Source organism: Vibrio jasicida 090810c (genome assembly GCF_002887615.1).
Classification (GTDB): domain Bacteria; phylum Pseudomonadota; class Gammaproteobacteria; order Enterobacterales; family Vibrionaceae; genus Vibrio; species Vibrio jasicida.
Map to the genome: position 1 here is coordinate 251287 of NZ_CP025793.1, position 15978 is coordinate 267264.

13 protein-coding genes are annotated in these 15978 nt (G+C 45.6%); 3 read left to right on the forward strand and 10 right to left on the reverse strand.

Annotation, left to right across the window (positions count from 1 at the left end; genetic code table 11):
- The first annotated feature begins 318 nt into the window (after nt 1-318).
- A complete protein-coding gene (locus tag C1S73_RS18745; protein WP_038871533.1) occupies nt 319-1320 on the forward strand; it encodes an arginine deiminase-related protein in 1002 nt (333 codons plus the stop codon).
- Between the two features lie 765 nt (nt 1321-2085).
- On the opposite strand, the gene C1S73_RS18750 is transcribed toward C1S73_RS18745, so the two are convergent.
- The 4 genes from C1S73_RS18750 to C1S73_RS18765 form a co-directional block, all read right to left on the reverse strand.
- Nucleotides 2086-3363 carry a RidA family protein gene (locus C1S73_RS18750; RefSeq protein WP_038871532.1) on the reverse strand — a complete coding sequence of 426 codons (1278 nt, stop codon included), beginning with the start codon at nt 3361-3363 and terminating at the stop codon, nt 2086-2088.
- 143 nt (nt 3364-3506) lie between these two features.
- Nucleotides 3507-4553: an ornithine carbamoyltransferase gene (gene argF / locus C1S73_RS18755; RefSeq protein ID WP_009706650.1), complete on the reverse strand. Its 1047-nt coding sequence runs from the start codon at nt 4551-4553 to the stop codon at nt 3507-3509.
- A gap of 75 nt (nt 4554-4628) precedes the next feature.
- Nucleotides 4629-5720, reverse strand: a complete 1092-nt coding sequence (gene aguA, locus C1S73_RS18760; protein ID WP_038871530.1) for an agmatine deiminase — start codon at nt 5718-5720, stop codon at nt 4629-4631.
- A 14-nt stretch (nt 5721-5734) separates the two neighbouring features.
- Nucleotides 5735-7138, reverse strand: a complete 1404-nt coding sequence (locus tag C1S73_RS18765; RefSeq protein ID WP_038871529.1) for an APC family permease — start codon at nt 7136-7138, stop codon at nt 5735-5737.
- Between the two features lie 406 nt (nt 7139-7544).
- Here C1S73_RS18765 and arcC point away from each other — a divergent pair, with 406 nt between their 5' ends.
- A complete protein-coding gene (gene arcC / locus C1S73_RS18770) occupies nt 7545-8453 on the forward strand; it encodes a carbamate kinase (protein ID WP_038871527.1) in 909 nt (302 codons plus the stop codon).
- Between the two features lie 126 nt (nt 8454-8579).
- The gene (locus C1S73_RS18775) at nt 8580-9197 is read left to right on the forward strand and encodes a TetR/AcrR family transcriptional regulator (protein WP_038871524.1); all 618 of its coding nucleotides are present in this window, start codon (nt 8580-8582) and stop codon (nt 9195-9197) included.
- A gap of 50 nt (nt 9198-9247) precedes the next feature.
- Here the strand turns inward: C1S73_RS18775 and C1S73_RS18780 are convergent, their stop codons facing one another.
- From C1S73_RS18780 to uxaC, 6 genes are all read right to left on the reverse strand, one after another.
- On the reverse strand, nt 9248-9643 hold the full coding sequence (locus tag C1S73_RS18780) for a hypothetical protein (protein ID WP_038871521.1): 396 nt from the start codon (nt 9641-9643) through the stop codon (nt 9248-9250).
- A 67-nt stretch (nt 9644-9710) separates the two neighbouring features.
- Entirely contained in the window at nt 9711-11762 is a 2052-nt protein-coding gene (locus C1S73_RS18785) for a glycoside hydrolase family 3 protein (RefSeq protein ID WP_038871519.1), read from the reverse strand.
- Nucleotides 11763-12081: 319 nt separating this feature from the next.
- A complete protein-coding gene (locus tag C1S73_RS18790; protein ID WP_038871516.1) occupies nt 12082-12606 on the reverse strand; it encodes a YgjV family protein in 525 nt (174 codons plus the stop codon).
- Between the two features lie 332 nt (nt 12607-12938).
- A complete protein-coding gene (locus C1S73_RS18795; RefSeq protein ID WP_005429019.1) occupies nt 12939-13568 on the reverse strand; it encodes a bifunctional 4-hydroxy-2-oxoglutarate aldolase/2-dehydro-3-deoxy-phosphogluconate aldolase in 630 nt (209 codons plus the stop codon).
- Between the two features lie 9 nt (nt 13569-13577).
- The gene (locus C1S73_RS18800; RefSeq protein ID WP_038871513.1) at nt 13578-14555 is read right to left on the reverse strand and encodes a sugar kinase; all 978 of its coding nucleotides are present in this window, start codon (nt 14553-14555) and stop codon (nt 13578-13580) included.
- 3 nt (nt 14556-14558) lie between these two features.
- Nucleotides 14559-15971, reverse strand: a complete 1413-nt coding sequence (gene uxaC / locus C1S73_RS18805) for a glucuronate isomerase (protein ID WP_038871511.1) — start codon at nt 15969-15971, stop codon at nt 14559-14561.
- Between the last annotated feature and the right edge of the window lie 7 nt (nt 15972-15978).

The following is a 15978-nucleotide window of genomic DNA, read 5'->3' on the forward strand; positions in this document are numbered from 1 at the left end:
GGGGTAAGACATATTGTGGTCTGCTAGCCAGAAAAGCAGACAAAGTTACGAATGTGAGAGAGGCGAAAAAATAGTCTAACCGATTGTCTTTTAAATGTAACTAGTTGGTTATTGCTTAATAGTCGGTGCATTATTCTTGAGAATGTGATTCACACTTCATAAAACAGTAAACCTTCAAAGTGACGATAAAAAATCGGGTTATAGTGGTTTTTTACAGTAAATATTACTTTTGACTAATGGAATTATTATTAAAAACAGTAAAACTGAAGTTAACAATAATTTTACAATCTCATCATTCTAGTCAAAAGGAATGTTTGGATGCTATTACACGAATCAGTGCCTCAGAATGCACATGGAAAAGAAGAAAGCACGCAAAGTGCTCTGCGTCATACCGCAAATTGCGTTGTGATGGTGCCGCCGAAAGAGTTTCGTTTTAACGAAGAAACCGCGCAAGACAACGAGTTTCAACACCAAGTTTCTCTGACTCAAGAAGAAGTCTCACGTAACACTATGGCTGAATTTTCCGCGATGGTTGAAATATTGCGCAAAGAAGGTGTGCAAGTCGTCGAGTTTGATTACCCTCAATCGGACATTGCCACGCCAGATGCGGTGTTCCCGAACAACTGGTTTAGCACTACCCCAGAAGGCACTTTGTATACCTTTCCGATGGCATGTGAAAACCGTCAATATGAAGTTCGGCCTGATGCGTTGGTCGCTGCATTAGCACAAGCGGGTCGCGAAGTGCATCAACAAGACTCGCTGACTGAATATTTAGATGAAGAAGCCTACCTAGAAAGCACGGGCGTGATGGTGTTCGATCACATTAATAAGGCCATCTATGCCGCGCTCTCACAGCGTTGTGATCGTCTGGTGTTAGAAGACTACGCCAAGCGTATTGGTTACGATCGCGTGATTTCTTTCCAAACCCGTTTGCCTTCTGGTGCACCGATTTACCACACTAACGTGATGATGGCAGTGGGGGAGCAGTTCTGCGTTATTTGTGACGAAGTAATCCCTGAGTTTGAGCGTCGCTTTGTGCTTAAGTCATTGGCGAAAGACAAGCAGGTTATTTCTATTTCGCTTGATCAGATGAACCAGTTCTGCGGCAACATCCTTCAGCTAGAGACGGTACGCGGCGATAAGGTGATTGCTATGTCTCAATCGGCTTACGATGCGTTCTCACCAGCACAAAGAAATCAATTAGCAACACACGGTAAATTGCTGCCATTCGACGTTTCTACTATCGAATCGATTGGCGGTGGTTCTGTACGCTGCATGTTAGGCGAAGTGTTCCTACCAAGCCGCAAGGCCGTGCTTTAAGCCAACCCTGAATTTCCCCCAAAAAAGCACCATGTTGAAAGATGTGGTGCTTTTTATTGATGTCGAAGATGAAGAGCTGACCATTAAAAATGCCACTCAACATTGAGTGGCATTTTTATGCTTCGTCGCTGTTTGATTTGTTTAATCTAAAGCGACCAATTCTTTTTCATGGGTGTTTTCGCCCACTTCATGACAGCAATGGTTGTGGTGATCCTCGTAGCCATCATACGCGCATTCGCCAATATTGTTTCTAGGACAGATAAGATAGTGACTTCTATCGAGCAACTCTGTTTGACATATTGGACAGTACTTTTCCATAGCAACCTCCCACAACTAACGATTGAAAATTTCGTCCGTAGACACGAGTTCAAAGGTAATTTTAGACCCTAGATTATGACCGTGATGTGAAGGTTTTATGTGAGGATAAGAGTGTGTTCTCTGTCTTGACAAAGCTCTGACAGAGGGCGGAGTGAGGGTTATTCTCGCATTTTCATTAGAAGTCTGATTTCAAAAGAAAAGGAGAGATTTGAAGTGTCGTTTTATACTTGATGCTTTGCTGTATCACGCCATAATTTTGCAGCTTCTTTTAGAAGGAACATCACAAAGATATTTGTCTTCATTTCGCGCAAAATTGTTGGAGTATTTTGGCTGTTTATAGGTGAGCTTTGAAGTCTTGGGTTTTGGCAATATGTCAGGGAAGAAAAGCACAGATAAAAACAAGGTCAGCGGTTGGGCTGACCTTGTTTCTCGATAATTTTATGAGGCTCAGTAGCTAAGCTCTTCTTTTGGAAATGTGCCTTCACCATTAGAAACGATAGCGTCTATTTGGATTGAAGCGTCCATAAAGATTTCTGATACACCGATGACAGTGCACGCTGGAAGTTCTTTATCAAAGTAGCTTGCTAAAACATCCTCTACTACTTGCAAGTCGTTTATATCTTTGAGCTGAATATTCAGCTTCACGATGTCGTCCATTACATGGTGCACGCTTTTGATGATGGCTTTGATGTTGTCGAGGCATTGCATGGTTTGCTCGCCTACGTCATTAGCAATGACTTCGCTACTCGACGGATGGATTGGCAGTTGTGCAGAAATGTTATTGTAATGCGAGAAAGCGACAGTTTGAGTGGAGAACTTGCTGACTGGTGCCGCTTCTGTGTTGTGGGCGCGAATCACAATCCCATGTCTATCTTCAACGGCTTGTGGTGGCGTTCCGTCTCCATGAGAAACCGTTGCGTCTATTTGCACCAAGGCGTCCATTGGTAACCCCTCAGCTTTGATGACAGTACGAGCGGGCACGTAGGCAACGCTTCTTGCTATCGCCGAGTCTGGAAAAAATGTGCTGTAGACTTGATTGACAGCAAAGGCGTCGTCGAGACTTCTCAGATGGATATTGAGTTTAACAATGTCATCAAAAGGGACATCAATACTATTCAGTATGCTCTTGATGTTTTTCAGACATTGTCGAGTTTGCGCTTTGATTCCGCCTTCAGCAATATTGCCTGTTTCTGGTTCGATTGGCAGTTGAGCTGAAATGTGGTTGTAATGTGAGAACGCAACACTTTGGCTCGACAGCAAACTGGTTGGGGCTTTTGCTGTGTTTCTTACCAACTTGATCAGCTCGCAAGGTTCTTGAGGGTGTGTACCTTCACCGTTCGAAATGAGCGCGTCGATTTGAACCAAAGCGCCTTCCAAAGGCAGTGCAGCAACGGCAATTACGGTTCGAGTTGGAAGGTGGCTGATGAAGTATTGTTTATAAACCTCATCGACAGCATCCAGATCGGTCATAGATTTAAGATAAATCGTGATTTTAACGACGTCATTTAAGCTGTGCTCGATGCTATCCACGATAGACCTAATATTGCTTAAGCATTGCTTAGTTTGCTCTTTGATGCCCCCTTCCACTAACTTTTGGCTTTTTGGGTCAATCGGCAGTTGCGCTGAGATATTGTTGTAATGGGAGAAAGCTACCGATTGAGTTGAGCCGTCGTTGATTGGTGCATTTTCTGTATTTCTAGATACTTTGATGATTTCGCCGTGCATTTCGAATGTTCTCCAATTCTGGCTGCTGTAGGAACGCTGTGGGTACGCTGATACAGGCAATAGATAGCCAGACCAACCGCTCAAAACAGAGGCAAGTCTGGCTATGTGTGCCGAATAAAAACGTTAGTTAGTGAATGAGATCGTTATAGGGTGCTGAGGAAGGTCAGGATTTTGTCTTCGTGGCGCTTGATGGTTTCTTCGCTTGGCGTGATGGCATCTTTATGGGTGAAGTAAACCAATATGGCCATTTGCGCTGTTAGGCGGTTCTCTGCTTCGTCGAATGCCACAGAGTACTCACTTTCTAGCGCACCGCGAGTGACTTCCTCTTTGTCGTTTGCAGGTAAGCAGTGCAGAAGCATGGCACCTGGCTTCGCTTTTGCCATAAGTTCTTCCGTGATCACGTAGTCGGGCATGAAGGCAGCCAAGCGCTCTTCTTTCTCATCCATTTGAGTGACCCAGTAGAAGCTGTCGCCGTAGACCACATCACAATCACTGATTCGCTCTACATCATCGGTGATCTCGATATGACCGCCAGACTCTTTGCAGAACGATTCTGCAAGCTCAACCCATTCTGGTTCCATGTGGTATTTAACCGGACCAATTTGCTTAAAGCCCATGCCGTATTTCGCACAAGTTAGCATCAATGAACGGCACACATCAGTAGCGTCACCCATGAATGCCAAAGTCAGTTCATTTAGCTGACGACCATCAGTGATGTGCTCACGAATAGTAAATAAGTCAGCCAGCATTTGTGTTGGATGGAAACGGGTATCTAGGCCGTTGATGACCGGTACGGTAGACATGTTTAACAAACCATCTAGCGTTTCAGGACTGTTAGTGCGAGCCATGATCACATCACACATGCGTGACAAAACACGTGAGGTATCATCAATCGACTCTTTGCCACCAAGATGGATGTCTTTTGGCGATAAGAACAAAGCGTGACCACCAAGTAGCGTTGCGGCAACTTCAAATGAAACGCGTGTGCGAGTCGAGCCGGCTTCGAAAATCATCCCGACTGACTTTCCTTTGAACAGTTGTGGGACTGCATTGTCTTTACGCGCCTGTTTTAGGTAGCTCATCAATTCCATCATGTTGTCCATTTCTCGGACTGAGAAATCTTTCATAGACACCATATGCTCAATGTTTGCTTTGTGTAGGTCAGTTGCACTTGAAGAAGGTAATTTCATAATCATATTCCTATTTTCATTTGGGGCTTACCTAAGCTCGCCCCTTTTATTTTGAGTCGTTGGATTCGTATGGATTTAAACTTGAGGTACTTGTTGAGTAATGCAGTGGATATTGCCGCCACCGAGCAAAATCTCACGAGCAGGAACACCGTTTACTTCATAGCCTGGGTAGAGCTCCTCTAAGAGCGCAATCACCTCTGCGTCGTATCGCTTATCGAGTAGAGGTAGAACAATCTGGTTGTTCGTGATGAGATAGTTCGCGTATGAGGCAGCTAAGCGCTCTCCGGCTTCACGCTCCATCCCTTCTGCAATATCAATCCCTGCTGCTTCTTCTTTTGCCATGTACAAAGGACCTGGCATTGGCAGCTTATGGACTTTGATTTTGCGGTCTTTCGCGTCTCTTTGATTTGTCAGGCAGTCGTAGGCTTCTCGACTGATTTCGTATTGCGGATCATTTGGGTCGTCGCACCAAGTCAGTACCACTTCTCCGGGCTTAACGATGTGGAGAATGTTATCGACGTGACCATTGGTTTCGTCGTTATATAAGCCACGAGGCAACCAAACAATTTTCTCTATATTGAGATGTTCACGAAGAACTTTACTCAACTCTTCTTTGTTTAGATCTGGGTTACGACTCTCGTCCAGCAGACACTCTTCTGTGGTGTATAAAGTGCCGTCGCCATCGATGTGTATGGAGCCTCCTTCAAGTACAATTGGCGCTCTATAACGAGAATCAGCGGTAATTTCACACATTTTCTGTGCGACTTGGTCATCGCGTTTCCAAGGCCAGTAAAGGCCATCGACAAAGCCGCCCCAAGCATTGAATTCCCAGTCGACACCGCGACGTTCACCCTCATCATTCACGACATAGCTTGCGCCGATGTCGCGCATCCAAGAGTCATCGGTTGATACTTCAAGCACGCGGATATCGTCAGGTAAACGAGATACGGCATTGTCGTACTGATCCGCACTTACCAGCATGGTGACGGGAGTGGTTTGGTTGATTTGCTTTGCCACTTCAGCGAACACTTTTTGTGCCGGTTTTGCTCCGTTTCGCCAGTTGTCAGTGCGTTCTGGCCAAGCCATCCAGATTTCGCTATGAGGCTCTTGCTCGGCAGGCATTCTGAAGCCGTCTTGTTTTGGTGTGGTTTGTAATAGCTTTTTCATATCAATCTCCTGAATTACGCTTCAGCTTGTTGTTCCGTTTGTTGGTTTTTGCGTTTCAATGCGCCCAGTAAAATCCATTCACCAATCAAGATTGTCGCGATAACTCCGATGAGCACTGGCGCTGTGTAATTCCAGTCTGCGACGGTGAGGTCAAGTGCTTCTGGGAAGATGAAGAGCACCACGGCTTGAAGGATTACCAAGAAACACACAATTGAGATGACGTATTGCGTACCCATGCCACCCGGAACTTTGAATGGGCGCTCACGGTCGCCATCCACGAGGCGCAATTTTAGGTATGCAGGGAACATGAACAGATAAGGCAATAAGAAAATGCAGCTTGAAAAGGCGAAGATGGACCAAAACAAGTCGTCATTACCTTGAGCGAATAGGGCGTATGACAAGATCACAACGGTAGAAACCGTGCCAGTGATATTGTTCGCACCTACTGGAGAGCCTTTGTCCGACATTTTTGCTACAGCGGCTGGTAGTTCACCTTCTTGAGCGGCTTCGGCAGCAGCGCGACTTGCACCCATTGTCCAACTCACCATGTTGCCGATGAGCGTTAATAGTGCACAGACACCAAAGAAATACACCATGGCATTGCCCAATGGACCATCACCAAATAAGGTTTTAAATGTGTCGATTAACCCAGCGACCAGACCGATGCTTTCAACAGGTAACGCCATCAGAATGCCAATCGTGCCGAAGATGTAGAGGAACGCAGTGATACCAATAGAAAGGAATACGGCTTTTGGCATATCACGCACGTCCTTCATCTCTTTCGTCATGGTTGCAACCAATTCGAAACCCATTAGGTTGAAGACAATAGCAGGAAGAAACGCAACCGCTGAGTCGAGAGTTGGCACCATGGCAGACAAAGAAAATTCGTTTGCGACGCCATGTTTCATTGCGTAAACAAAGCCCCCTACACCTAACGTGCCGATCACTAAGATTTTTAGGATGGCGCCTACATTCGTGACCCAAACGCCAATGTCTGCCGATACGTTGCAAATCCATACGGTGAACCAAGTCAGCGCTATGCAAATCGCTATTTGGCCCCACAAAGATAGATCTGGCATGAATAGCTCGGCAAACATGCCTGCAAACATGATGTATACCGCTGGCATCCATAGACCGACGTTAATCCAATAAAACCAAGTTGTGCGTACGGCCCATTTGAAATTGAAGGCTTCTTTTACCCAGTCATAGATACCACCGTCGCCTGGGTAAGTTGTGCTTAACTCAGAAGTGATGAACCCATAGGGGATAACAAAAAAAATCAGCATTACAACCCACCAACCGATCGAGCTGACCCCTATACTTGCGGATGCGGTGAGTGTGTCGACCACCAGTACTGCACATAACGTAAATAGCGCAATACTCATGACCCCCATTTTTCCTTGAGTTTCGTTACTCATTGTTTCGCTCCTTAACTACTGAATATGGCAATTATTAGAAGTGAAATTTATGTAACGAACTTTGATGTGAACTTAATATCGGTATTGAGGAAACGAATTGCGGGGAAAATTAAAAGAACCTAGACATTTTATGAGGAAAAAAACACTAATCGCAAAATAGTTGTTCTTGATCAATTTATTAATTTCAGAATTTTCTTACTCATTAAAAATCTAAAAACACATTCGAGATCACATATCGGTTTTTAAACGATTAATAATGAAAATTACGTGACGTCAACTTCATTTTCTATGCCAATTATTGAATAGGAATTGAACTGTGATTTTTATCTCCAACCATAAAATTCCAATTAAATACAGTTAGGCCAGTCTAATCTGACATCATTTATTTATATTTGGAGATTTCGATATGTCAAAACCGATTATTGTTGTTGCTGTTGGAGGGAATGCTTTATTGCAGCGTGGTGAGATCATGAGCTGCGAGAATCAACAAAAAAGCATTGCGCAGACGGCGAGTTCACTGGCTGAATTGAGTAAAAACTACCGTTTAGTCATTGTGCATGGTAATGGTCCTCAAGTCGGCTTACTTTCCCTACAAAACAACGCTTATAAAGATTGCCCTCCCTATCCATTTGATGTGCTTGGCGCAGAAACACAAGGCATGATTGGGTATTTGATTCAGCAAGGTCTCAATGCTGCAATTGAAGATCGTTACACGACGACGATACTTACGCGAATTGTCGTCGATGAAAACGACCCTGCCGTTGTGGACCCTTCTAAGTTCATTGGCCCTGTTTACACTGAGGATCAAGCAAAACAACTTGCCGAGGAAAATCACTGGGTTGTGAAACCTGATGGTGCGCATTGGCGTCGTGTCGTCCCTTCTCCTAAGCCACAAGAGATCTTAGAAATCAAAGCAATCAAAGACTTACTCGAAAAAGAACACTTGATCATTTGTGGTGGCGGCGGCGGTGCTCCAGTAATCGAAAAAGACGGGGCGTATGTCGGTTTTGAAGCGGTTATTGATAAGGACATGACTGCGGCACTAATTGCAGAACAAATTGGGGCGGAGCATTTGCTGATTCTGACAGATGGCACCCACGTTTGTCTCAACTGGGGAACACCACAAGAGCAAAAGCTAAAGAATGTGACCATTGAGCAAATGAAGCAATATTCTTTCCCTGCAGGATCGATGGGACCGAAAGTCGACGCATGCTGCCAGTTTGTTGAAAAAACAGGACAAAGTGGTCATATCGGTGATTTATCTTTTGCGTTAGAAATCATTGAAGGGAAGTCTGGTACACATATACAACCATAATATGCAAATAAGTTAATTCACAAATCAATAAGGTCGCATGTCAAAGTTACGGTCGTTTTTGGCGGACATTGATAGTGTGACCTTATATATTAGGTTTTAATTAAAATTTGGAAGGACAACATCACGATGCGAAAAGTTAGTACAGAAACAAAATTGTTGAAAATTAACGAAGCAGTTGTCCGTTTGATGGAGAGGCGAGAAGCGACGGATATTTCGATGTACGACGTTGCTAAAGAATGCGGAATGGCAACGTCAACGGTTTATCATCATTATCCAAATATAGAAAACTTATTTCATAACTTATTGGAAAATGTTTTCTCTGATTTTGATTTATTACTCGAGCAGTGTATTGATGAAGAAAAGATTGTCCATTGGAGCGATATTAATCGAATGATAGAAACGGCTTATGTGAATTATTATAATAACAATCCTATTGCCAAAAAATTGATATTGGGTCGACATACGTTTGCAGAGTTAGGTCACGCAGATACAGAGCATGATCTTGAATTAGGGTATCAAGTTGAGATGATTTATCGCCAGTTCTTCGACATTCCTCAGCTACCTCAACCGATTAATATTTTTGCTATATCCCTGCAAGTTGCCGACAAAATCTATTCTCTCTCTTACCGCAAATATGGCTACATCACCCCAGAACTGGCTAAAGAAGCCCTTCGCCTATCTGAGTCCTATCTTCAGCTTTACATCCCGCCAATTTGTCAAAAGGTTGATTTTCATCCGTACTGAAGCAAAGCACAGATAAACACAAGGTCAGCTGCTGGGCTGACCTTATTGGTTTAACATGCCTCAGCGTGATGTTCTTGTTGAAAGCGAGAATCTTGCTTTGAATGTTTCGGTACAAAACAGAGCTTGTCAGCAGACATCTTCAAACCATTTTGCATCTTGATATGAGTGACGGCCCAAATCACGCAACCATGAGGAAGGTTGAACAGCGAACGGGTTTGAGTGAAAAGGACGCCATCATCATAAGCGGGTGTAACGTTGATAGCTTTACCTTGCCATGCCTGACGAACGTTTTTCACATCAATGTTGGGCACAATCAATGAGAGCATTTCTGGCTCAACATCCTTGACGACCTTTAGGCAAATGCGGCAGCCGTCGTAGTATTGTTCAACCCAAACTTTATGGGGAATGCTTTGGTCAACCCAGTCTAACTGCAGTATGTGTTCCATGGTTTATTCCTCAAGTAGATCCAACAAAGGCAGCGCCGAGACACTGCCTAGTTCGGTGGATAAAAGGTTATTCGTAACTTAGGCCGTGACCGAATTCGTACAAGGTGTCTGCGTCGTCATAACCTGGGTAGTCAGAGTGCTGGTTCAAAATCGCTTGCGCGCTGTTTGCCAGTGCAAATGGAAGCTTGCCTTGAGGAGCGAAGTTGCCAGAAAGGACTTCCATTAAGTTGCTGTCTGATACACCGAAGGTGGCTAAGATTGCGCCCGATTTTTTCATGTTACTTGCGTCATCCAGTACAAACGGTTGACGGAAGTTAATTGAAAGCACGGTCTTCTGTGCGCCAATTTCATTCATGACGGCTTGGATATCGGTCAGACTTGGCTCAATTTTCCAAGATGTTGCGGTTGCCATTTGGCTGAATGCTAACAAGTCGAGTTCATCTGGGTTTGCACCGCCAAAGATAAGCTCAGGATCCGCACCTTCATTGGAGACGCGAACGCGAATAACGGCGTAATCAGTGCCTGCTGGTACTGGTGGGCGAGCTTTGCCATCTTCATAATCACCAGACGTCACATCAAAGCCATAACGCTCGTCACCAGCGATGGTTTCATCCATACCCATCACATAGAGCGAAACTGCTTTGTCGGCGTTTGGTTTGGCTAGAGGCAATGTCTTGTCTGTGTTTTGCAGCAGAACTACGGATTTCTTCTGAGCGTAATCTGCACGTTCTTGATATTCTGCGTTGCCTAAGATTTCTTGGGCTTTATCGACGTCCACATACGTGTTCTCAAACAAACCAAGTTGGAACTGCTCTTTGACTAAGCGAGTCACTGAAAGATCGACACGCTCTTCGTCAATCAGTCCTTTGTTGACCAGATTTACGATGACGTCTTTATCGTTAAAACCAGAGAGAACGTCGACGCCAGCTTCGATTACCATCGCAACTTGTTCGTCGATGGTTTTATCTTCCACACCCCATGCTCGGTCGCCGATGATACCAGTATCGGAGTTTACGTTGCCGGTATAGCCCAGCTCACCACGCAGCAGGTCGGTCACAATGCCTTTAGAGAAGGACATGCCCACATCGTTTGGCATCCACTTTTGATCTACTGGTATGCCGTAATAAGGCATGATGGAAGAGGCACCAGCATCAATCGCGGCAATAAACGGGATCAAGTGATAATCAAAGTTGTCTTTTGGATAGACTTGGTTTTGCCCAAAGTCGTAGTGAGGATCACCGCCGTTTTCTTGAGGACCTCCCCCAGGGAAGTGTTTGATCGTAAGGGCGATGCTGTCTTGGTCAATGGCTCCACCACCTTGTAGACCGTTGATCAAAGAACGCATGATATCTGCTGCAAGATCCGCGTCTTCTGTAAAGGTTTCATGTACGCGGTACCAACGAGGCTCTGTCGCCAAATCCATCATGTAGCCATACATACTGCGTAAACCAATCGATGACCATTCTTCATTCATGATGCCCGCAAACTCTTCAATCAGCGCCATATCGCGAGTGGCTGCAAGTCCAGCTTCTTTTGGCCAAGCCGAGAATGCACCCGAAGAGACGTTGATACCCGCTTTTGCAGATGGGTCGATGTGGTTGCGTGCGTTGGACTTAAATAGAGCAGGGATACCCATGCGGGTTTTCTCTCTCAGCTCTTGAACGCTATTCATGAAAGTCGCGGCTTCTTTAGGTGAAATCTGGCAGCCTGAGCGTCCGCTGTCGCAGTTTGGTGCGTTTTCTGGTGTTTCCACCACGCTGTTACGGAAGATAAAACGGGTCATTTGAGCATCGGCGATCATGTCCTGACCTTTGCTTGTCACGACACCGCCTTCACCGGAGTTGAGTGTGTCGATAAGCATCATGCCGGCTTTCTCTTCAAGCGTCATTCGGCTAACAAGATCGGCGGCACGCTCTACCGGTGTTAGACGCCAATCCTCGAACGGTTCTAACGTCCCGTTGCCATTGGAGTCTCTAAATTGATAACCATCAACGCTGAGCACGTCGTGCACTCGAGAGAAGACTTCTGGTTGAATATAGTTGCTGTCATCGTCGGATGAATTACACCCTGCGAGAACAAGCGCCACTGCGATAGGAGTGAGTTGGGTAAGACGTTTCATGTCGCTGTCCTAATGTTGGTATAGTTGTTTGTTCAAGACCAATATTAGTAATTAGCGATGTTTTGGTTAACCAAAATTAATTGAACTAAAGATTTGGATCACCATATTTTTTAATTAGGTGATTAAACTCAATATATAATTAAAAATAGGTTGACCAAATTAAATGTGAGCTTGATTTTGTAGTCTGTTTGTTTTTATTTAAGCTCTTTAAAATCAATGTCTTACTTTTATATTATGTCGCTTCCAAATTCTATGTAACGCTATGGTTGTTATTGTTTACTCCAAAATTATTACCAGGTGAGAAAAAGCGCTAAATACATTAATCCTGATTTAAAGTTTGTGTCTGGTTATTATTTTTACTCGATTGATACAAGCGATATATGGTCAGTAAGTTGGTGATGATAAAAGTACTCTCGACTAATGAACCACCGATAGAGCCAAGCCAAATATTGTGGCTGACCCAGCAGAAGGAATTAAACAAAATTAAGCTGCGTAGAGTGATGCCTTGTTTGGAAAAGAGTGCCCAAGTGGCGACGGATGATCCGATTACAGTGAGTAACTCAAAAAAGTGAGTGATGTTTGGCAGGGTCATCAGCCACATAAGAGCAATGAAGAACCACATTACTTTACGTGATTGAGTTTTGATTGAGGCGAAGCTGCGAATGCCATTAATGATCACGCCAATGGCGGCGACGGTTGCGCCCATCAGGGTAAAGTGAATACCCATGATGAAACAAAACGCCATCATCTGATAGCGAAAGCGCATGTCGTCTTTTTGCCAGAATGCCATCACGCCAACCATAAACGCGATGCCACCAATGCCTTGTGCTAACCAGTTTTCCATTTATTTCCCTAGAGTGTTGTTCTTTGAGTTATTTCCATTAAGTGAGTAAGCAATGGTCATCCTTCAAAGTTGCCAATCTTTTAGAGTTTGATTCAGTCTGTGAGTAGATCCTTAATCACGCTCGTGACTCGCTTTTCAGGATGACGAATAGGGAGATATTTATCCTATCGTCATTCCGACGAGCCTAGGCGAGAGCAGGAATCTACTTACCGCGATAACCCAATCAATTGAGCCATGCTTTGAATGAATCAGCCCTCCACAAAGGGAGGGCTGGGCACTTTATCTAAGTCGCTAAGGGGTTACCTAAGAGCCTTGAGGCTACTTACCAACCATTACTCATTCACAAGCGCTACTGCTTCGCGAGTTAGGCGAGCAAGCTCTTCCCAGTTGCCCGCTTCAATCAGCTTCTTGTCTACCATCCACGTACCACCACATGCCAATACACGCGGGATAGCTAAGTAATCTTTGATGTTCGCAGGGTTAATGCCACCAGTAGGCATCAGTTCGATGTCGGTGTATGGCGCAAGCAGTGATTTTACCATGTTGATGCCGCCAGAGGCTTCCGCAGGGAAGAACTTCAAGGTGGTCAATCCCATCTCTAGCGCGGCTTCAACTGTGCTTGGGTTGTTCACACCCGGTACGATATCAATCCCGATTTCTTGGCATGCTTTAACGGTATTTGGGTTAAAGCCAGGCGATACGATAAAGGTTGCGCCTGCTTCTTTTGCTGCAATTGCTTGCTCGCGGTTCAGCACCGTACCTGCGCCAATCAGCATGTCTGGCTGGGTTTCACGCAGTAGGCGAATCGCTTCTGCAGCCGCTGCTGAACGGAAGGTGATTTCAGCTGCTGGTAGTCCGTTTTCTGCTAGTACTTTACCCAGTGGGATAATGTCTTCTGCTTTATCAATGGCGATAACAGGGATGACTTTCAGAGCTTTCAATTGTTCTTTAATGCTAGACATGAATGTTCCTTAAACGACGCCAAGCGCCGGTTGTGTGAATGCTTTGGGAATGATGGCACCGCGATGTTGAATCACAGCACCTGCCAGTACGTTGCCTCTTTGACATGAGGTCGCGAGATCTGCGCCAGCAAGGTATGCCGATAAAAAGCCACCATTGAATGAGTCGCCCGCCGATGTGGTGTCCACCACTTGAGCGACAGGTTGGGTTGGCACGGCTTGTGGAGCCAGAGCAGTGCTCGAACCCTGATTTGTTGAGTCTTGAACCAAGCAGCCATCTGCGCCGAGCTTGACGATGCATTTGCCTATGCCAAGAGAGGTAAGGCGTTCAATGGTTTGCTCTGGCGTTTCGTCACCCCAGATCAATTGCTCATCATCAAAAGTCACCAAGGCAACGTCCGTCAGTTGATACATGGCTTGGTACACTTTCTTGACGGTTTGATTATCGTCTTGAGGCCATAGCGCTGGGCGGAAGTTACTATCAAACGCGATTTCAACGCCTTGAGCTTTAAGTTCGACCAATAAGTTGAGCAGTGAAATTCGGTCTTCTTCTGGCAAGATGGCTAAAGAGATACCGCTGAGAAACACCGCATCCACTTGAGTTAACGCTTGCTTAACCAGTCCAAAGTTTGGATGTTGAAGTAAGTAACGCGCAGCTGATTGGTTACGCCAATATAGGAACGTACGCTCGCCTTGGTCATCAAGCTGAATCAGGTACAAACCCGGCGTGCGAATCTCATCGCGCAGCACTAAGTCTGTTGATACGCCTTCGTCTTCCCAGCGAGTCAGCATGCCCGTACTGATCGGGTCATTGCCAAGCGCTGTAACGTAAGAGACCTTAACTTCATCAGGCTTGCTATTGGCTTCGCAGCCGCGGCTCAAATAAACCGCAGCGTTGAGCGTATCCCCACCAAATGTTTGATGCATTGAGCCGAACGGTTTGCCATTCAGCTCAATCATACATTCACCAATAATGGCGATGTGCTTCATTGGTTACGCCCTCTCTTCAAAGTAGCGTTTTGCGTTACCAAAACAGATGTCTTCGACCATAGGGCCAAGCAACGATAGGTCATTCGGAACTTCGCCGTTCTCTGCCCAACGACCGACCATGTCACACAAGATGCGACGGAAGTATTCGTGACGAGTGTAAGACAAGAAGCTGCGCGAGTCCGTTAACATGCCGACGAATTGGCTGAGCAAACCAAGTTGAGAAAGCTGTTCCATTTGGCGTTGCATGCCGTCTTTCTGATCGTTGAACCACCAACCTGAGCCAAACTGCACTTTGCCCGCGATGCCGCCACCCTGGAAGTTACCAATCATGGTCGCCATCATTTCGTTATCACGAGGGTTCAAACAGTAAAGAATGGTGCGAGGCAGCTCGTTGGTTTGGTCCATTTCATCTAACAGGTGTGCCAGTTCAAAAGCAAATGGGCGATCGCCAATCGAGTCAAAGCCAGCATCAGCACCCAACAGTTTGAACATGCGTGTGCTGTTGTTGCGTTGAGCGCCAATATGAAGCTGCATGACCCAGCCCAATTGTGCGTAGCGTTTTCCGAGCCAAACTTGAACCGCGGTAGAGAACTGCGCACATTCAAGCTCTGACAATACTTCGCCATTCAAACGACGAGCCAGCAACGCATCTAAATCAGCTTCGCTTGGGATCGGCGCGTAACGGACGATCTCAATGCCGTGGTCTGCCGCGCGACAACCATGTGCATCGAAGTGTGCCAAACGTTTATCAAGCGCACTCAATAAATCATCAAAGCGGCGAATTTCAATGTCTGCTACTTCGCCCAGTTTGTGCATGTAATCCGCAAACACGTCCAATTCAATCTTGAACGCTTTATCCGGACGCCAACTCGGCAGTACTTTAACGTTAATGGTGTCGTCTTCTGCGATCGCTTTGTGGTGTTCTAGTGAATCGATAGGATCATCGGTCGTGCCCGCCATTACGACGTTCATTTGCTGCATGATGCCGCGAGCTGTGAACTCAGGTGTCGCCAGTAACTCATTACATTGGTGCCAAATTTGGTCAGCGGTGTCTGGACTAAACAGCGTATTGGTAATGCCGAATGGGCGACGCAGTTCTAAGTGCGTCCAGTGGTAAAGCGGGTTGCCCAAGGTTTGAGGAACCGTCTTCGCCCACGCCATGTATTTGTCGTAATCGCTCGCATCACCCGTAATCAAACGCTCTTCAATGCCTGCCGAGCGCATGCCACGCCATTTGTAGTGATCGCCTTCAAGCCAGATTTGACCCAAGTTATCGAACTGACGATTTTGCGCCACTTCCGCTGGGTTTAGGTGGCAGTGGTAATCATAAATTGGCTGGTGGAACGCATGCTCATGGTACAAGCGACGTGCAGTTTCGTTTGAGAGTAAAAAGTCTTCACACAAGAAATTCTTCATCGTTAAC